The sequence below is a fragment of the Burkholderia sp. A2 genome (assembly GCF_001729305.1).
Lineage (GTDB): Bacteria > Pseudomonadota > Gammaproteobacteria > Burkholderiales > Burkholderiaceae > Burkholderia > Burkholderia sola.
Window position 1 is genome coordinate 220579 of the sequence record NZ_LZXX01000002.1, and the last position, 17864, is coordinate 238442.

At 67.8% G+C, this 17864-nt stretch carries 15 protein-coding genes; 8 read left to right on the plus strand and 7 right to left on the minus strand.

Going from position 1 to position 17864, the window contains the following annotated elements; genetic code table 11:
- Positions 1–14: 14 nt before the first annotated feature.
- Positions 15–965 (minus strand): LysR family transcriptional regulator, encoded by a 951-nt coding sequence (locus A9Z05_RS00975; RefSeq protein ID WP_069616503.1) that lies wholly within the window; start codon positions 963–965, stop codon positions 15–17.
- 105 nt (positions 966–1070) lie between these two features.
- Between A9Z05_RS00975 and A9Z05_RS00980 the strand changes: the two genes are divergently transcribed.
- Together A9Z05_RS00980 and A9Z05_RS00985 are read left to right on the plus strand one after the other, a co-directional pair.
- Positions 1071–2426: an aspartate aminotransferase family protein gene (locus A9Z05_RS00980; protein ID WP_069616504.1), complete on the plus strand. Its 1356-nt coding sequence runs from the start codon at positions 1071–1073 to the stop codon at positions 2424–2426.
- Positions 2427–2475: 49 nt separating this feature from the next.
- Positions 2476–3993: a CoA-acylating methylmalonate-semialdehyde dehydrogenase gene (locus tag A9Z05_RS00985; protein ID WP_069616505.1), complete on the plus strand. Its 1518-nt coding sequence runs from the start codon at positions 2476–2478 to the stop codon at positions 3991–3993.
- A 128-nt stretch (positions 3994–4121) separates the two neighbouring features.
- Here the strand turns inward: A9Z05_RS00985 and A9Z05_RS00990 are convergent, their stop codons facing one another.
- Positions 4122–4496, minus strand: a complete 375-nt coding sequence (locus A9Z05_RS00990) for a hypothetical protein (protein WP_069616506.1) — start codon at positions 4494–4496, stop codon at positions 4122–4124.
- 407 nt (positions 4497–4903) lie between these two features.
- Between A9Z05_RS00990 and A9Z05_RS00995 the strand changes: the two genes are divergently transcribed.
- Positions 4904–5281 (plus strand): nuclear transport factor 2 family protein, encoded by a 378-nt coding sequence (locus A9Z05_RS00995; protein ID WP_069616598.1) that lies wholly within the window; start codon positions 4904–4906, stop codon positions 5279–5281.
- A gap of 97 nt (positions 5282–5378) precedes the next feature.
- On the opposite strand, the gene A9Z05_RS01000 is transcribed toward A9Z05_RS00995, so the two are convergent.
- Positions 5379–6182 carry a helix-turn-helix transcriptional regulator gene (locus A9Z05_RS01000; protein WP_069616507.1) on the minus strand — a complete coding sequence of 268 codons (804 nt, stop codon included), beginning with the start codon at positions 6180–6182 and terminating at the stop codon, positions 5379–5381.
- 132 nt (positions 6183–6314) lie between these two features.
- Here A9Z05_RS01000 and A9Z05_RS01005 point away from each other — a divergent pair, with 132 nt between their 5' ends.
- Entirely contained in the window at positions 6315–7721 is a 1407-nt protein-coding gene (locus A9Z05_RS01005; protein ID WP_069616508.1) for an APC family permease, read from the plus strand.
- A gap of 64 nt (positions 7722–7785) precedes the next feature.
- Entirely contained in the window at positions 7786–8895 is a 1110-nt protein-coding gene (locus A9Z05_RS01010; RefSeq protein WP_069616509.1) for a P1 family peptidase, read from the plus strand.
- Positions 8896–9033: 138 nt separating this feature from the next.
- On the opposite strand, the gene A9Z05_RS01015 is transcribed toward A9Z05_RS01010, so the two are convergent.
- Positions 9034–9246: a hypothetical protein gene (locus tag A9Z05_RS01015; protein WP_069616510.1), complete on the minus strand. Its 213-nt coding sequence runs from the start codon at positions 9244–9246 to the stop codon at positions 9034–9036.
- Positions 9247–9382: 136 nt separating this feature from the next.
- On the minus strand, positions 9383–11566 hold the full coding sequence (locus tag A9Z05_RS01020) for an FUSC family protein (protein ID WP_069616511.1): 2184 nt from the start codon (positions 11564–11566) through the stop codon (positions 9383–9385).
- A gap of 199 nt (positions 11567–11765) precedes the next feature.
- Here A9Z05_RS01020 and A9Z05_RS01025 point away from each other — a divergent pair, with 199 nt between their 5' ends.
- Entirely contained in the window at positions 11766–12713 is a 948-nt protein-coding gene (locus tag A9Z05_RS01025; protein ID WP_069616512.1) for a LysR family transcriptional regulator, read from the plus strand.
- A gap of 110 nt (positions 12714–12823) precedes the next feature.
- Here the strand turns inward: A9Z05_RS01025 and A9Z05_RS01030 are convergent, their stop codons facing one another.
- Both A9Z05_RS01030 and A9Z05_RS01035 read right to left on the minus strand, forming a co-directional pair.
- Positions 12824–13126 (minus strand): DUF4148 domain-containing protein, encoded by a 303-nt coding sequence (locus A9Z05_RS01030; RefSeq protein ID WP_069616513.1) that lies wholly within the window; start codon positions 13124–13126, stop codon positions 12824–12826.
- A gap of 245 nt (positions 13127–13371) precedes the next feature.
- On the minus strand, positions 13372–14514 hold the full coding sequence (locus tag A9Z05_RS01035; protein WP_069616514.1) for a porin: 1143 nt from the start codon (positions 14512–14514) through the stop codon (positions 13372–13374).
- 336 nt (positions 14515–14850) lie between these two features.
- On the opposite strand from A9Z05_RS01035, the gene codA reads away from it, so the two are divergent.
- Together codA and A9Z05_RS01045 are read left to right on the plus strand one after the other, a co-directional pair.
- The gene (gene codA / locus A9Z05_RS01040; protein WP_069616515.1) at positions 14851–16092 is read left to right on the plus strand and encodes a cytosine deaminase; all 1242 of its coding nucleotides are present in this window, start codon (positions 14851–14853) and stop codon (positions 16090–16092) included.
- Between the two features lie 163 nt (positions 16093–16255).
- Complete coding sequence (locus A9Z05_RS01045; RefSeq protein ID WP_069616516.1) at positions 16256–17590, plus strand: chloride channel protein; 1335 nt, start codon at positions 16256–16258, stop codon at positions 17588–17590.
- Positions 17591–17864 lie beyond the last annotated feature (274 nt).

A 17864-nucleotide genomic window follows, 5' to 3' on the forward strand; every position in this document is an offset into this window, starting at 1 on the left:
AGCCGAAGCCGCCGTTACGCGGCCGGCAACACCGCCGCATGCGCGGCTTCGAGGCACGACTGGAACAGCAGCGCCGCCCGCGACGGCCGCGGCGAGCGTCGCAGCAGGCTTACGAACCGGCACCGGTAATTGAACCGGTGCGGCGCGATCGGCTGCATCAGCCCCTTGTTTTCGAAACTCTCCGCGTAGTGATCGGGCAGGAAGCCGAGATAGCGGCCCGACAGGATCAGCGTTGCAATCGATTCCTGGTCCGACGCGGTCGCGCTGCGCGTGAGCTTCGCGCGATGGCTGAGTTCCATGTTCGGCGAATGGAAGCCGAGCCCCGCGAACGCGTGGTGGCGGATCGTCGTCCACGTGAGCTTGCCGTGCGGCGCGTCGAACAGCGGATGCTGGCGGCCGCAGTAGAGCAGCATCCGTTCGTCGAACAGCGCCGAATACACGAGGCTGCCCGAGTTGCGGTGCGCGGGAATGATCCCGACGTGGTAGCTGCCGTCGATGACCCCGCGCTCGACCTCGTTGATCGACGCGACGTGCAGGTTCAGCGCGACGTCCGGCGCTTCGTCCGCGAACTGGCGAATCGCGTCGCCCAGGCGCGCATGCGGGTTGGTCGCCGTCTTGTCGAACACCGCGATGTGCAGTTCTCCGCCCATCTTGTCGTGAATACCATCGATTCTGCTGCGAAATGCCTCCATTGACGCGAGCAGTCGCAGCGTTTCCTCGTATACCGTCTGCCCTTCGGGCGTCAGCGTGAAGCCCGCGCGGCCGCGCCGGCACAGCACGAGGCCGAGCCGCGTCTCCAGATCCTTCACGTGCCGGCTGATCGTCGAGATGCCGATATTCAGTTCCAGTTCGGCGGCGGCCATCCCGCCGCACTGCACGACGCCCTTGAAGACCCGCAGCAGGCGGAGATCCATGTCGCTGAGCTGCCCGAGCAACGCGCGGCTCTTCGGTTTCTTTGCTTGCATAGTTGCGCAAGTGAACATTGATATTGCGATATTCAAAAGACTAATTGGCGTCCCGACAATGCGCAATATCAATACGAGAAGGAGGGGCGCGCCGCGCCGACCGACATGACCGACATCACCACCGCGCAGCACGACGACACGAACCTCCGCACCGACGCCGCATGGCTCGACGCGCACTGGATGCCGTTCACGGCCAATCGCCAGTTCAAGGCCGACCCGCGCCTGATCGTGTCCGGCAAGGGCGCGTATTACACCGACGGCGAAGGCCGCAAGATCTTCGACGGCCTGTCGGGCCTCTGGTGCACGGGCCTCGGTCACGGCCGCACGGAAATCGTCGAAGCCGTGAGCCGTCAGGTCGCGCAGCTCGACTACGCGCCGGCCTTCCAGTTCGGCCATCCGAAATCGTTCGAGCTCGCCAACAAGATCAAGGAACTGACGCCGGCCGGGCTCGACTACGTGTTCTTCACGGGCTCGGGCTCGGAAGCGGCCGACACGTCGCTGAAGCTGGCCCGCGCGTACTGGCGTGCGAAGGGCAAGGGCACGAAGACGCGCCTGATCGGCCGGGAGAAGGGGTACCACGGCGTGAACTTCGGCGGCATCTCGGTCGGCGGGATCGGGCCGAACCGCAAGCTGTTCGGACAGGGCCTCGACGCCGATTTCCTGCCGCATACGCAACTGGCCGAGAACAAGTTCTCGCGCGGCATGCCGGAACACGGCGCGGAGCTGGCCGACCGCCTGCTCGAGCTGATCGCGCTGCACGACGCGTCGAACATCGCGGCCGTGATCGTCGAACCGTTCTCCGGTTCGGCGGGCGTGGTCGTGCCGCCGAAGGGCTATCTGAAGCGCCTGCGCGACATCTGTACCGCGCACGACATCCTGCTGATCTTCGACGAGGTCATCACGGGCTTCGGCCGTGCCGGCGCGATGACGGGCGCCGACGCCTTCGGCGTGGTGCCGGACATCATGAACTTCGCGAAGCAGGTGACGAACGGCGTGCAGCCGCTCGGCGGCGTGATCGCGACGAAGGAAATCTACGACACGTTCATGGCCGCGGGCGGCCCCGAGTACATGCTCGAGTTCCCGCACGGCTACACGTATTCGGCGCACCCGGTCGCGTGCGCGGCCGGCGTCGCGGCGCTCGACCTGCTGGTGAAGGAAGACGCGGTGGCCCGCGTGCGCGATCTCGCGCCGCATTTCGAGGCGGCCGTGCACGGGCTGAAGGGCCAGCGTCACGTCGCGGACATCCGCAACTACGGGCTGGCCGCCGGCCTGACGATCGCGGCGCTGCCGGGCGAGCCGGCACGGCGCCCGTACGAGATCGCGATGCGCTGCTGGGCGAAGGGCTTCTACGTGCGCTACGGCGGCGACACGATCCAGCTCGCGCCGCCGTTCATCGCCGAGAAGCGCGAGATCGACAACCTGGTCAACGCGCTGTCCGACGCGCTGAACGAAGTGGACTGAGCCACTGCTCGCCCGCAGCGACAACCGAATCCACCAAAGAGCCAGACACATGAAACACGACAGCAATGTGACCTCCACCGTCGGCCATCTGATCGACGGCAAGCGCGTCGACGGCGGTAGCCGGGTCCAGCCGGTGTTCGACCCGGCCACCGGCGAATCGCACAAGAGCGTCGCGCTCGCCGACAAGCTGACCGTCGAGGCCGCGATCGCGTCCGCGCAGGCCGCGTTCCCGGCATGGCGCAACACGCCGCCGCTGAAGCGCGCCCGCGTGATGAGCCGCTTCAAGACGCTGCTCGAGGAGCACGCGGAAGAATTGTGCGCGCTGATCACGGCCGAGCACGGCAAGGTGCTCGCCGATGCGATGGGCGAACTGCAGCGCGGGATCGAGAACGTCGAATACGCGTCCTATGTGCCCGAACTGCTGAAGGGCGAGCACAGCAAGAACGTCGGTCCCGCGATCGATTCGTGGAGCGAATTCCAGGCGCTCGGCGTTGCCGCCGGCATCACGCCGTTCAACTTCCCGGTGATGGTGCCGCTGTGGATGTGGCCGATGGCCGTCGCATGCGGCAACACGTTCGTGCTGAAGCCGTCGGAGCGCACGCCGTCGTCGACGCTGCGCATGGCCGAGCTCGCGCTCGAAGCCGGCCTGCCGCCGGGCGTGCTGAACGTCGTGAACGGCGACAAGGAAGCGGTCGACACGATCCTGACCGATCCGCGCGTGAAGGCGGTGAGCTTCGTCGGCTCGACGCCGATCGCCGAATATATCTACGCGACCGGCTGCGCGCACGGCAAGCGCGTGCAGGCGCTCGGCGGCGCGAAGAACTTCGCGGTCGTGATGCCGGATGCCGATATCCCCAACGCGGTGAACGCGCTGATGGGCGCCGCGTACGGCTCGTGCGGCGAGCGCTGCATGGCGATTCCGCTCGTCGTCGCGATCGGCGACGAAACGGGCGACCAGGTCGTCGCGGGGCTGAAGGCCGAGATCGAGAAGATGAAGGTCGGCCCGGGCAACGGCGCGGGCGTCGACATGGGCCCGCTCGTCACGCAGCAGCATTTCGAGAAGGTGACGGGTTTCGTCGAAGCGGGCGTGGCAGCGGGCGCGACGCTCGTCGTCGACGGTCGCGGCGTGAAGGTCGACGGTCACGACGGCGGCTACTACCTCGGCCCGTGCCTGTTCGACAACGTGAAGCCCGGCATGCCGATCTATCAGCACGAGATCTTCGGGCCGGTGCTCGGCGTGATCCGCCTGAAGTCGCTCGACGACGCGATGGCGCTGATCGACGCGCACGAATACGGCAACGGCACGTGCCTGTTCACGCGCGACGGCGAGGCGGCGCGCTACTTCAGCGACAACATCCAGATCGGCATGGTCGGCATCAACGTGCCGCTGCCGGTGCCGGTCGCGTACCACTCGTTCGGCGGCTGGAAGCGTTCGCTGTTCGGCGATCTGCACGCCTACGGCCCGGATGCGGTGCGGTTCTACACGAAGCGCAAGACGATCACGCAGCGCTGGCCGTCGGCCGGCGTGCGCGAAGGGACGGTGTTCAGCTTCCCGTCGAACCGCTGAGTCGACGTGCGCGCCGGCTGCATGCAGCCGGCGCGACGTGAGGCGCCGCCGCGGCCCGCCCCGATCGACGATCGGAGGCGGGCTTTTTTACGTCCCCGCAAAACGCGCGGAATGCGGCGAAAGCAGGCTCAAGGCGCGACCACGTGCCACACGTTCTTGAAGTTGTCGCCGTTGCGTTCGCCCTGTTTCATGTCCTTCGAGTAGAAGTACAGCGGCTTGCCCTTGTATGCCCATTGCGGGCTGCCGTCGTCGCGCTTGACGATCGTGTAGGGGCCGACCGGTACGTCGGTCGCGCTGGCCTTGTACGGCGGCCAGAGGGTTTCGCATGGGCCCGAACAGGCGCTGGTGCCGGCGTTGGGCTTGTCCTTGTCGAACGTGTAGACGGTCATCCCGTTCGCGGCGACGAGTGCGCCGTTTTCTTCCTTCGTGATGGAACCCTGGGCCGTGGCCGAAGCTGACGCAATGGCGAGCAGGGCGGAGCTGACGAGCAGCGCGGCTTTCATGAGTGCCTCCTGATAATCCGGTGGGCGGCCGCGATCGCGTGCACGGGCGAGCGTGCGCCGGAATCGCGATGAATGGTGCCGGAGCACGGCGCCGTCGCCGCCTGCACGCGTGAGCGACGCCCGGGCGACTGGCGGCAAACGGAGCGCCTTATTCACGATAGGCGGTTTTTGGCGGGGCTGCGAGAAGATCGGGGGGCATATCGGCGGCATGCACGCCGCGCGCAACGGCGCGACGATCGTCGTCGGGTCTGGGTATTCGGCATCCGTCCCCGAACGCGCGCCGGGCATGCGTTGCGACGACAACGACCCCGATACGGGTTTGCGTGGATGACATCGCGCGGATTCCGCCGGAATATTTCCGTCAGCGCGAGCCCGGCTCGCGCCGATCCTTCCGGGAGGTGACGACGATGCTTGAGGATCCAGGCGATGTAGCGCGCGCCAGCTATCGCGCGTATGTCGACAAGGACCGCGACGCGATCGAAGCGCTGATCGCGCCGGACTTCCATTTCACGAGCCCGCTCGACAACCGGCTCGATCGCGACGCGTATCTGGCGCGCTGCTGGCCGAACAGCGCGATGCTCGCCGGTTTCGCATTCGTCGACGTCGCCGTGCACGGCGAATACGTGTACGTCGTATACGAAGCCGTCACGACCGCCGGCAGGCGGTTCCGCAATGCCGAACGGTTGCGCGTGCGCGATGGCCGGATCGTCGAGGCCGAAGTGTATTTCGGCTGGTACGTGCCGCACCCGGCGCCGGATGGCGGGTTCATCGAATCGGGCACGTGAACGCGATCGCGCGGCGCGAAGCTGACGTTTCGCCGTCGCGAGCCGCCCGCGAAGGGCTGCCTGCCGGGGCGTCGCCGGTCGACGGCGCGCGCGCCGCTCAACCGGCTGCGTCGTTTTCCCCCAGCGCCTGAATGAACCGCGAAAACAGCTCCGGCTGCGACGAGATCCCGAGCTTCGCGTAAAGGTGCCGCCGATGCACCTTCACCGTTTCGGGTGATATCGCGAGCCGCTCCGCGATCGCCTTCGACGAATTGCCGCGCAGCACCATGCGTGCGATCGCCATCTCGCGATCGGTCAGCACACCCGCGCCGAAGCGCGCGAGCGCCTGCTCGACGCGCGCGCCGAGGTCCGCGTCGGGCGTGGCGCGCGCGGCATCGCCCACCAGCCGCCAATGCTGGCGGATAACGGCGAGCACCCACGGCATCGCGGCCGTCAGCTTGCCGAGCGGCTCGACGTCGAAGCGCGTCGACGCACCGAGCGACAGCGACAGCAGCGTATCGGCGTTCGGCCGCACGAGAATCTGGATCTCGTCGTCGCCGACCGCATCGCGAAAGTAGCTGAGGAAATATTCGCTCTGCCGGAACAGGTCCGGCGCGACTTCCTCGAGCCGGTAGCAGCCGTCGGCGAGCCCGTCGTGCGCGGCCTGCAGAAACGGATCGAGCAGATATAACCCGTTCAGGTAAAGCGGCACCGGCGACGCGGTGTCGGCGCCGCCCGTGTCGTATTCGTCGAGCACGAGCGGCACGCCGTCGCGGCCGATCGCGGTCGCGAGCGCGTTGTCGAACGGCGCCATTTCATTGAGCAACAGCACGAGGAACCGCCAGAAGCGCGGTTGGCCGAGATGATCGATCGCGCGGCCGAGTGCCTGGTGCATCGCGATTTCGGAAAAGAGACGATCCATACCACCACCGGAAGGGCGTAACACGAAGGGGGAATAGCGGTCCTGAAATTGGCTTCCTAGACTGCCACGCAATCAATCGGGCCCGAGTATGGGTGTTCAAAAAAAGGCGGCAAAGGAACAAAGGAGCACGAAATGGCGATGATGTCGGAATCGACGGGCACGCTGCAAGCGGCCTCTGCAACGGAAGATGCGCCACGCGCGCTGTCGCAGACGCTCAGCGTGCGCGACGCAGTGATGATCACCGTATCGGGCGTGACCCCGGCCAGCTCGATCTTCGTGATCGCGCCGTTCGCGATCCAGCAGGCCGGCAGTGGCGCGGTGCTGTCGTTCGTGCTCGGCGGCGTGCTCGCGCTGGCGTTCGCGCTCTGCTATGCGGAACTCAGCGCCGCGCATCGCAGCGCGGGCGGCGAATACGTGATGGCCAAGCGCGTGTTCGGCACGCTGCCCGGCTACCTGACCTTCATCACGGTGCTGTCCGTCAGCGTGTTCATCCCGGCCGTGCTCGCGAGCGGCGCCGCGCCGTACCTGAACAGCGCGCTCGGCACGCACTTCGGCAACCAGTCGGTCGCGCTGACGATCGTGCTGCTCAGCTATCTGCTCGGCATGCTGAACATCAAGACGAATGCGTGGATCACCGGTGCGTTCCTGGTCGTCGAAATCGGCGTGCTGATGCTGATCGCGGGGCTCGGCTTCGGATCGCCGCATCGCGGCGCCGACGTCCTGATCGCACCGGTCGTCGCGAGCGGCAACGCGCTGGTGCCCGCAACGCTCGCGGCCATCGTGCCCGCGATCGGCACCGCGATCTTCTGCTACAACGGCTTCGGCTCGGCCGCCTATCTCGCGGAAGACTTGCGCGGCGGCAACCGCAACGTCGCGAAGGCGGTGATCTATTCGCTGCTCGTGATCCTCGTCGTCGAGCTGGTGCCGCTCACCGCGATCGTGCTGGGCGCACCGTCGCTGACGGAACTGACGAAGAGCGGCGATCCGATCGGCTATGTCGTGCGCTCGCTGAGCAATCCGGCCGTGTCGCGCGTGGTCAGCGGCGGGATCTTCCTGTCGGTGTTCAACGCGATCATCGCGATCGTGATCGCGATGGGCCGCCTGCTGTACAGCAGCGGCCGGCATGCGCTCTGGTCGCGCACCTGCAACCGCGCGTTCTCGACGATCCATCCGCGCCTCGAATCGCCGTGGCTCGCGACGATCGCGCTCGCGATACCGTCGGCCGGGCTCGTGTTCGTGTCGAGCCTCGACGCGCTGACCGCGTTCACGGTCGACCTGTTGCTGCTGATCTACCTCGTCGTGGGGCTGGCCGCGCTGGCGAGCCGGTTCGTGCGCCGCGACGTCGAGCATCATTACCGGATGCCGCTGTGGCCCGTGACGCCGCTCGTCGCGGTGGCGGGCGCCGCGTACACGCTCTACACGACGCTCGCGACGGCGACGAAGCCGACCGACCTGATCATCATCGCCGGGCTGCTGGTCGCGGCGCTCGTGATGTACGTGGTGTGGGCGCGCCACAGCGCGGCATTCCGCGCGCTCTGAGCATCGGATCGACACCGGGCAGCACCGATACACCGAACCATTGAAAGACAGGAGGAATTGCATCATGCGCACGAGGGATCTCGGCATCCGCATCGGACTCGGCACGCCGGGCCGCTTCAACGCGATCACGGACGTACCGGGCGTGCGGGTCGGGCATTGCACGCTGAACGTCGAGAACGGCGACGCATCGATCCGCACCGGCGTCACCGTCATCGAGCCGCGCGCGGGCGCCGCGCACGAATCGCCGTGCTTCGCGGGCGTGCACGTGCTGAACGGCAATGGCGACGCGACCGGGCTCGAATGGATCCGCGAAGCCGGCCTGCTGACCACGCCGATCGCCTATACGAACACGCACAGCGTCGGCGTGGTGCGCGACGCGCTGGTCGCGAACGAACGGGAAGCGGCGGCCGGCCGCGTGTATTGGTGCATGCCGGTCGTGATGGAGACCTACGACGGGCTGCTGAACGACATCTGGGGACAGCACGTGAACGCCGCGCACGTGCAGCGCGCGCTGGCCGCCGCCCAGCCGGGGCCGGTCGCCGAAGGCGGCGTGGGCGGCGGGACGGGCATGATCTGCCACGAGTTCAAGGGCGGCATCGGCACCGCGTCGCGCGTGCTGGCGGCCGATGCGGGCGGCTGGACCGTCGGTGCGCTCGTGCAGGCGAACTACGGCGTGCGCGAGATGCTGCGCGTGGCCGGCTACCCGGTCGGCGAGGTGCTGCGGCACGTGCATTCGCCGTTCCGCGAAGCCGAAGCGAAAGGCGAGGCCGGCATGGGGTCGATCGTCGTCACGATCGCGACCGACGCACCGTTGCTGCCGCATCAATGCACGCGTCTCGCGCAGCGCGCGAGTGTCGGGCTCGCCCGCGTCGGCGGTGGCACCGAGGATTCGAGCGGCGACATCTTCCTCGCGTTCGCGACCGGCAACGCCGGCTTGCCGGCGGTGAACTACGGCAGCAAGGGCACGCCGAGCACCGACGTGCGGATGGTCAACAACGACCACATTTCCGCGCTGTTCGTCGCGGCGGCGGAAGCGGTCGAGGAAGCGATCGTGAATGCGCTGGTTGCGGGCGGCGACGTCGAGTCGCGCGGGGCGAGGGTCGAAGGGCTCGGGCCGGCGCGCTTGCTGGATGCGTTACGCGAAGTGGGCTGGCGGCCGGGGCGCGGCGCCTGAAACGGCAAGCGCCGCTTCAATCGAAGCGGCGTGGTGCGGGACGGCGATGCGGCGATCGGCCGGACCGCCGTCCGCCCGCGCATGTCATGCATGCGGTGCGGGCGATGCGGGCCTGGCCGTGACGACGCGGCGTCATGCTCAGCTGCCGAAGTAGATGTTGCAGAAGCTGACGGGGCCGACGCATGCGTTCGGGTCTTCCTGCTTCGATTGCGCACGATCGACGCGGCCTGCGGCCTTGACGGCCTCGGCGCGGTTCGCCTGTTGCGGTGCGGCGTCTGCCGGCGCCGGCTGCGCGTGAGCGACGGCAGCGGTGAGCGACAGGGCAACGAGGGCGAGGTGCAGCGGCTTCATTTTGTTTCTCCTGGGTGAGTGCCAGTCTCGCTGGCAGTGAGGAAACTATAGGCTCGCACTGCTTAAAGATTAATCGCCGCGCCTGTAGAGCTTATTTCCATCGGGAACAACGATCCCGTTGCGCGCGCATCGATCTTCAATGGCGATGCCGGTTGAACGGCGCGTCCTTGTCGAGCAGCGCGCTGCGCATGAAGTGCAGGCAGCCGACGATCCGCTGCATGTTGCGACGCGCGTCGGGCACCGCGTACCACGCCTGCAGCGCGTGCTGCGCCGCGCGGATCGCGAGATTCACGGATTTCAGCGTGCGCGCATGGCGGGCGGGCGTCGGATCGTCGAAGAAGCGCGGCAGTTCGAGCAGCACCGCATCGATCGAACCGGTCCAGCGCAGCATCTGCGGCGATTTCGCCGCGCGGAACGCGTGCAGCTCGTCGCGCAGGTCGATGACCGCGTGGCCGATCTCGAGCGTCGACAGCATCCAGCGCAGTGCATCGCGATGCTGCCGCGTGCGGCGCACCAGCAGCGTACGCAGTTGCGCCATCAGGTCGTGCGTGCTCGACTGGAAGCGCTGCGCGAGGCCCTCCGGCGCGCCTTCGCATGCCAGCGTCACCTGGCGGCGCAAGTCGTGCGCGATCCGGCCGGTGAGCCAGGGCATGTGGGTGGGGAACACGACGGCGAACACGAGCGAGCACGCAAGCATCGCGACGACGACCGCCAGCCCGTTGTTGATCAGCACTTCGGGCGTATACGCGATCGTGTTGTCGGGGCCCGCGAGCAGGCAGAAGAACACCGCGAAGCCGATCCCGTAGCCGGACAGGCCGGGCCGCATCGCGAGAAACGCGCCGAGGCCGAGGACGGGGGCGAGCGCCGCGCACAGCAGCGGAAAGCCGTCGATGTTCGGATAGACGTAGCACAGGAACAGGTAGCCCACGGCCGTCGCGAACGCCGCGCCGACGCCCATCTGCGCGACGAACTTCGGCGCGCGCGGCGACGTCGAGCTGAGCGCGCACGCGATCGCGGTGGCGATCACCGCGAGCGAGCCGCTCGGCCATTCGGATGCGATCCAGAACGCGCTCATCGCGCCGACGGCGACTACCGTGCGCAGGAACGCGAAGCCGACGAAGAACGCATTGGTTTTCACCGCGTAATGCGTGACCGAGCGCTCGAACGCATGATCATCCTGGTCGAGCGACGCGTAGGTGTCGACGTAGCCGAGATATTCGCCGATGAACCGGTACAGCAGCTCGATCGCGGTATCGAAGTCGAGCAGGCCGCCGGCCGCATGGTCCTCGATGGCTCGCCGCGACGCGCGCGCGGCCTTCGGCAACGCAGTGTGAAAGCGGCGCAGTTCGAGCAGCGCGCCGGTGGCCGGCGCGATGCCGCGCTGGCGTTCGTCGCGCAACGCGGCGAAGCGCAGGGCGAGCGCGTCGACGTGCGGCGCCAGCGCATCGAGTACCGCGTCCGACCGATTCGCTCGCAGCCGTTTGACGAGCTGGTGCAGCGCATGCAGCCGCGTGCAGGCGTTCATGAACTCGCTGTTCAGCCGCGCAAGCCGGCGGCTGCGCGCGCGAATGTGCGGATCCTCGAACGACGCGAATGCGCGGTTCGCTTCGAAGCCGACGATGTCGTCGACGAAATCGGCGAAGCGCCGCTCGAAATCGCCGCGCGCGACGTCGCCCGAGAGCGCGCCGGCCGTGAACGCCGCGAACGTCGCGTGGCGCGCGCTCAACGAGCGCATCAGCGCCTTCGCGGAGCTCAACGGCAGGATCAGCGCGCTGACCGCGCCCGAGCACGCGATGCCGAGGGCGACTTCCGCGGCGCGCGTGAGTGCGGACTGGAACAGCGTCTGCGGCGTCATCACGGCCGGCAGGCCGATCAGCGCGGCCGTGTAGCCGGCGAGCACGAAGCCGTACCAGCGGAAGTGGCGGTTGCGCACCGCGAGCGCGATGCAGCCGCCGATCCACAGCGTGATGCCGGCCATGTACAGCTCGGGTTGCTGCGCGAACAGCCCGCCGAGCGCGAGCGCGCCGACAAGGCCGGCCGCCGTGCCGAGCACGCGATAGAAGCTCTTCGCGAACACCATCCCCGACAGCGGCTGCATCAGCACGAACACGGTCGTCATCGCGGTGCGCGGCTGCGACATCTCGAGACGCATCGCGATACCCATCGCAAGCAGCGCCGCGAGCACGGTTTTCGCGAGGTGCAGCCAGATCAGCCCGTCGGTCATGGCCCAGTCGCGCGCCGCGTTGCCGAGCGGATCGAGCCATCGCCTCCATCGTGCCGGTTCGATGGAAGGTCGCGCGATCGCAGGTTGTGGCTTCATGGAAAGAGGGCCCAAGGCCGACCGCGCGAGGTGCCGCGGCGCGTCCGAACGGGTCCGTTCGACTGGTGAGGCGCCGATTGTAGGAGTGCGGCGCTCGCGCATTAACGCAGCTGCGGGGAAACGATAGTTGCAGCTGGAGTAACAATCTGTCGCATCCAGTGGAGGAAAATGGCGGCTCCGCTACAGGTCGCTCACAGGAATGGATACCCTACAAAACATGCGGGTGTTTTCGCGCGTCGTCGAGACGGGCAGTTTCACCGCCGCCGCGCAATCGCTGAATTCGACGACGGGCGCGATGTCGCGCGCGGTGTCCGAGCTGGAGGCGCGCCTGCGCACCCGTCTGATGAATCGCTCGACGCGCCGTCTCGCGCTCACGTCGGCCGGCGAAAGCTATCTGCGGCGCTGCCGCCAGATCCTCGCCGACGTCGATCGCGCGGAAGAAGAGGCGAGCTGCGCGCACGAGCGCCCGGCCGGCGTGCTGCGCATGCACAGCTTCGCGAGCGTGGGGCATCACTATGTATTGCCCACGCTGACGCGCTATCACGCGCAGTTTCCGGACGTGTCGATCGAGCTGTCGCTGTCGCAGCGCATGCCCGACCTGTTCGACGGCACGAGCGACACGGCCGTCGTCACCGCGTCGTCGCTGCCCGATTCGGAACTCGTGTCGCACCTGCTCGGCTCGACGTTCAGCATTCTGTGTGCATCGCCCGACTACGTGAAACGGCACGGCGCGCCGGCCCGCCCGCAGGATCTCGCCGCGCATGCGTGCCTGACGCTGTGTACGCCGGCGTTTCCCACGCACGAATGGGTGCTCGAAGGGCCCGAAGGCGTCGAGCAGATCCACGTCGCCGGGCCGGTGCAGACCAATACCGCCGAATCGCTCGCGCTCGCGATCCGCGACGGCATCGGGATCGGCATGCTGCCGCTGTATTCGGCGATCGACGCGCTGCGCGACGGCACGCTCGTCCGCGTGCTGCCCGCGCATATCCTGCAGAAGATGAACGTGTATGCGCTGTACCCGTCACGCCGCTTCGTCGATGCGAAGGTGCGGACCTGGGTCGAGATGCTGCGCGCGCAGGTGCCGACGATGATCGCGCGCGACGTCGAAATGCTGAACGCGATCGACCGCGAACCGCAGGCCGCCTGAACGCAGGCCGCCTGGACCCGGCGCGCGCATCGGCGCGCGGCGGGTTGCTTCATGCCCATGCCGAAACGGCGTCGCTCGCCACACATGCCGGATGCGAGCGACGCGCGCCGTCACAGCGCCGGCTTGGCCGCCGCGCCTGATTCGGTTGCCGGCTCGCCGGCCGGGCCGTAGGCGGCCCGCGCCGCTTTCCGCTCGGCGAGACGCTTCGCCTGCAGTCGTTCCTGAGCCGCGAGGATGTCGTCCGGATAGTTGCCGACTTCACCGCGCGCCGGGTTGTAGCCGACCGATTCGAGATCGACCAGCTCCTGCAGCACCTGCGCGCGCGTGACGGGCGACTTCGCCTGCTGGGCGAACGACAGGGCCGGTGCGGCAAGCATGACGGCAGCGGCGGCGGTAACGACGAGCGATTTCACGAGGTTCTCCTGAATAGGGGGTGGGTGGCCGGATCGACACGCGACGCGCGGCGCCGACCTTCGACGTCAGTCTACGTAGCGAGTCCGCGTGCAAACACCCCGATTCCAGGAGGGCTGCGTTCCAGAAGGAACAACATTGGCGGCGTCGCCCGCGGGCCACCGAACCCGTGGGGGAACACGGGCGCCGCGCACACGGGGCCGTGCACACGGCCCCCCGGCAGGCGGACGACGTCGCGCGATGCCGATCAGAACCGCGTGCGCATGCCGATCGTGCCGACCACCTGATTCGCCGTGCTCGATGCGCCGCCCGACGTGTTGATGAACGCCTGGTAGCCGCGGCCCGACGCATGCTGGAACATCGCTTCCGCGTACAGGTCGGTGCGGCGCGACAGCTTGTACACGGCCTGCAGGTTGGCCTGATGCCACTTCGGATCGCCGTCGTGCTTGCTGTCGGGATTCGACACGCTGGCGTCCGTGTATACATACGCCGCGCCGACGCTGACGGCCGGCGTCACCGCATAGCGCACGTTCACGTCGTAGTTGTTGAACGCGATCTGGCCGCTGGAGCCGAACGCGCCCGTGTTGTCGTACTGCGAACGCGTGTAGACGAAGCCGACGGTCGCCGGGCCGAACACGTAGCTGACGCCGCCGCCGTACGTGCGCATGCGGTCCGAGCCGATCGACCAGCCGCCCTGGTTCAGGCTCTTCGCTTCGGCCGAATCGGTCGCGCCGGGGCTCGCGCTCGTCGAGCCCTTCGTGCCGTTCATCTGCAGGTAGGCGCCGGCCAGCTTCAGCGGGCCGTTCGTGTAGCTCGCGGCCACGCTGTACGCGCGGTTCGCGCTGAAGTTCGCCGAGTTGGAGAACGCGTACAGCGCGCCGACCTTGAAGCCCGCGATCGTATCGCTCGTGTACTTGACCGCGTTGTTGATGCGCAGCGAGTGGTTCAGGTTGTCGTTGTCGAACGGATGCGCGAAGCCCGCATCGCCGAAATCGCCGGACGTCGCCGACAACGGCGCGACGAAGTCGACCATCGTGTCGTACTGGCGGCCGAGCGTCAGCGTGCCGTAGCCGGCCTGGCTGAGGCCGACATACGCGTGCCGGCCGAACAGCTTGCCGTCCTGGCCGAGCCCGCCGTTGTTCGCGTTGAAGCCGTTCTCGAGCACGAACAGCGCCTTCAGGCCGCCGCCGAGATCCTCGGTGCCGCGCAGGCCGAAGCGGCTGCCGTTGATCGTGCCGCTCGCCATGCGCCACTGCGGCGCGCCGTTCACGTTGTTGGTATAGGCGATGCCGGCATCGATCAGGCCGTACAGCGTGACCGAGCTTTGCGCGTGGGCGAGCGGCGCGAACAGGGCGGCGGCGCACGCGCCGGCGATCAGGGTTTTTTTCATGGTGAAGCTCCTGCGTGTGGGACGGGAAATCAAAGTTCGGCGCAAGTATAGAAATGCGCGTCGCGCGCAAGGGCCGGGCGGCCGCGAGCGCACTGTTCCAGATCCTGCAAGAGTCGTTCACAAAACCGACACGACGTGTCGCGCGCGCGCCGGGCAGGCGATTCTTGCGTGACGGCCGGCCCGCGGCTTCCGTCCGGCGCGGCCCGGCTGTCGTGTCGATGCAACATGCGCGGTACGTGCGCGCATCGCCGCTTTTACTCCATACTGGTCACCCGGACCGCACGGCCGCCGGCGCAGATCGCGCGGCCGTGTCAACGCATACGACAAGAGGCCCCCATGAACCTGTTCAACGTACGCCTGCGCGGCCGCGACGGCCTGTTCACGATCGGCGTCGATGCCGGCAAGATCGCGCGGATCGATGCGCAAACCGGACCGATCGCGTCGACGAATCCCGACCATATCGATGGCGGCGGCCGTCTTGCGATTCCGCCGCTCGTCGAGCCGCATATCCACCTCGATGCGGTGCTGACGGCCGGCGAACCCGCGTGGAACATGAGCGGCACGCTGTTCGAGGGCATCGAGCGCTGGGCCGAGCGCAAGGCGACGATCACGCACGAGGACACGAAAGCACGCGCGCATGCCGCGATTGGCATGCTGCGCGATCACGGGATCCAGCACGTGCGCACGCACGTCGACGTGACCGATCCGACGCTCGCCGCGCTGAAGGCGATGCTGGAAGTGAAGGACGAGGCGCGCGGGCTGATCGACCTGCAGATCGTCGCGTTCCCGCAGGAGGGCATCGAATCGTTCGATGGCGGCCGCGTGCTGATGGAGCAGGCGATCGAGCTCGGCGCGGACGTCGTCGGCGGGATTCCGCATTTCGAGAACACGCGGGAGCAGGGCGTCAGCTCGATCCGCTTCCTGATGGATCTCGCGGAACGCACGGGTTGCCTCGTCGACGTGCACTGCGACGAGACCGACGACCCGCATTCGCGCTTTCTCGAAGTACTCGCGGAAGAAGCGCGCGTGCGCGGCATGGGTGCGCGCGTCACCGCGAGCCACACGACCGCGATGGGTTCGTACGACAACGCGTACTGCTCGAAGCTGTTCCGGCTGCTGAAGCGGGCGGGGCTGAACTTCATCTCGTGCCCGACCGAAAGCATCCATCTGCAAGGGCGCTTCGACACGTTTCCGAAGCGGCGCGGCGTCACGCGCGTCGCGGAGCTCGACCGTGCCGGGATCAACGTGTGCTTCGGGCAGGATTCGATCAAGGACCCGTGGTATCCGCTCGGCAACGGCAACATCCTGCGCGTGCTCGACGCGGGCCTCCATATCTGCCACATGATGGGTTACGAGGACCTGCAGCGCTGCCTCGACTTCGTGACCGACCACAGCGCGACGACAATGCATCTCGGCGATGGCTACGGCATCGCGGTCGGGCGGCCGGCCAATCTCGTCGTGCTCGACGCGGACAGCGACTACGAAGCCGTACGCCGGCAGGCGAAGGCCACGCTGTCGATGCGCGACGGGAAGGTCATCATGCGGCGCGAACCGGAGCGCGTGACGTATCCGGATTGACGGGAAGGCGGGCGCTCGCCGGCCGCCGGCCTTGAGTATTCGCGGAATGCATCAGTCGATTCGAAAAATACGTTTGTTTCATGAGAGGCGAGGGCCTACGATTCGGTCCTGACGACGGCGTGCAACGTGCGCACCGTCCTTTCCCTCTTCGTTCGCCGACCCCATGCGCCTCGATCTTCCGTCCGCCCCCGCTGCTTCTTCACCGACCGCCAGCTCGTTCGCGCGCATGGCCGTCGTCACGGTCCTGACCGGCATCGGCGCGGGTCTCGGCGGCATGCTGCTCGCGCTGCTGCTGCATGCGATCCAGCACGTCGCATACGGCTACAGCATCGCGCACGTGATCGGGGCCGAGAGCTTCCTCGGTGGCGTGAGCGGCGCCGAGCCGCTGCGCCGGTTGGCGGTGGTGGCCGTCTGCGGGATCGTCGCCGGCGGCGGCTGGTGGGCGCTTTACCGATATGGCCGGCCGCTCGTCAGCATCCGTCGCGCGGTGCGCGCGGCCGATCCGCGGATGCCGTTCGTCAGCACGACGGTTCACGCGCTGCTGCAGATCGTCACCGTCGCGCTCGGCTCGCCGCTCGGCCGCGAAGTCGCGCCGCGCGAGATCGGTTCGCTGCTCGCCGGGCGGTTTGCCCACGCGGCGCGGCTCACGCCCGACGACTGCCGGCTGATGGTCGCGTGCGGCGCCGGCGCGGGGCTCGCGGCCGTCTACAACGTGCCGCTCGGCGGCGCGATCTTCGTGCTCGAGGTGCTGCTCGGCACGTTCGAACCGCGGGCGCTGATCGTGGCGGTCGTGACGTCCGCGATCGCGGCGGTCGTCGCGTGGGTCGGCCTCGGCAACGAGCATCAGTACACGGTGCCGGCGTTCGTGCTGAGCACGCCGCTCGTCGCATGGTCGATCGTCTGCGGGCCGCTGTTCGGCTTCGCCGCGTACGGTTTCGTGCGGCTCACGAGCCGCGCGCGCGCGAACGCGCCGAAGGACTGGCGGCTCCCGGTGTTCGCGCTGCTGAACTTCGCGGTGATCGGCGTGCTCGCGATGGGGTTTCCGCAACTGCTCGGCAACGGCAAGGGCCCGGCGGCGCTGGGTTTCGACGGCACGCTGACGATCGGCCTCGCGGCGACGCTGCTCGTGCTGAAGGTGCTGATCGAGGCCGGCAGCCTGCGGGCCGGCGCGGAAGGCGGGCTGCTCACGCCGGGTCTCGCGAACGGCGCGCTGCTCGGTGTCGTGCTCGGTGGGCTGTGGAGCGTGGTGTGGCCGGGTGCATCGCTCGGCGGATGCGCGTTGATCGGCGCGACCGCGTTTCTCGCCGCGTCGATGCAGATGCCGATCACGGCCGTCGTGTTGATGCTCGAATTCACGCGTGCGAATCACGACAGCCTCGTGCCGATGCTGCTGGCCGTGGCGGGGTCGCTTGTGGCGTATCGGCTTGCGCAGAAGCTGGCGGAGCGGCGCGCGACAGCGATCGCAGCCGTCGGCACGCCGGAGGCGGTTGCTCGCTAGCGGGCTCACGCCAGGGCGCGTATACGCATCGATGAGCGCGGCGATCCATCCACGACGTGACGTAGCTGGAGGGCGACTGGTGCGTACGGGAAGAGCATGCATCGCTGACGCATCAATTCCGTTTCGGCGTGGGTTATCCGGGAAACTCTCCCCGTAAGACACAACATCCGGGAATTATATTTCCGGCGTGCATCTCATTCTGCGAGGGGCCGGGCGGTTACCACCAAATGGACGTCATGGGCGAGGCGCTGCGGATCGACCGGGCGGCATTGCT

Bases quoted from the DNA above. Each gene is read 5' to 3' on its own strand.
- A9Z05_RS00975 (WP_069616503.1), bottom strand. From the start codon at position 965: ATGCAAGCAAAGAAACCGAAGAGCCGCGCGTTGCTCGGGCAGCTCAGC.
- A9Z05_RS00980 (WP_069616504.1), top strand. From the start codon at position 1,071: ATGACCGACATCACCACCGCGCAGCACGACGACACGAACCTCCGCACC.
- A9Z05_RS00985 (WP_069616505.1), top strand. From the start codon at position 2,476: ATGAAACACGACAGCAATGTGACCTCCACCGTCGGCCATCTGATCGAC.
- A9Z05_RS00990 (WP_069616506.1), bottom strand. From the start codon at position 4,496: ATGAAAGCCGCGCTGCTCGTCAGCTCCGCCCTGCTCGCCATTGCGTCA.
- A9Z05_RS00995 (WP_069616598.1), top strand. From the start codon at position 4,904: ATGCTTGAGGATCCAGGCGATGTAGCGCGCGCCAGCTATCGCGCGTAT.
- A9Z05_RS01000 (WP_069616507.1), bottom strand. From the start codon at position 6,182: ATGGATCGTCTCTTTTCCGAAATCGCGATGCACCAGGCACTCGGCCGC.
- A9Z05_RS01005 (WP_069616508.1), top strand. From the start codon at position 6,315: ATGGCGATGATGTCGGAATCGACGGGCACGCTGCAAGCGGCCTCTGCA.
- A9Z05_RS01010 (WP_069616509.1), top strand. From the start codon at position 7,786: ATGCGCACGAGGGATCTCGGCATCCGCATCGGACTCGGCACGCCGGGC.
- A9Z05_RS01015 (WP_069616510.1), bottom strand. From the start codon at position 9,246: ATGAAGCCGCTGCACCTCGCCCTCGTTGCCCTGTCGCTCACCGCTGCC.
- A9Z05_RS01020 (WP_069616511.1), bottom strand. From the start codon at position 11,566: ATGAAGCCACAACCTGCGATCGCGCGACCTTCCATCGAACCGGCACGA.
- A9Z05_RS01025 (WP_069616512.1), top strand. From the start codon at position 11,766: ATGGATACCCTACAAAACATGCGGGTGTTTTCGCGCGTCGTCGAGACG.
- A9Z05_RS01035 (WP_069616514.1), bottom strand. From the start codon at position 14,514: ATGAAAAAAACCCTGATCGCCGGCGCGTGCGCCGCCGCCCTGTTCGCG.
- codA (WP_069616515.1), top strand. From the start codon at position 14,851: ATGAACCTGTTCAACGTACGCCTGCGCGGCCGCGACGGCCTGTTCACG.
- A9Z05_RS01045 (WP_069616516.1), top strand. From the start codon at position 16,256: ATGCGCCTCGATCTTCCGTCCGCCCCCGCTGCTTCTTCACCGACCGCC.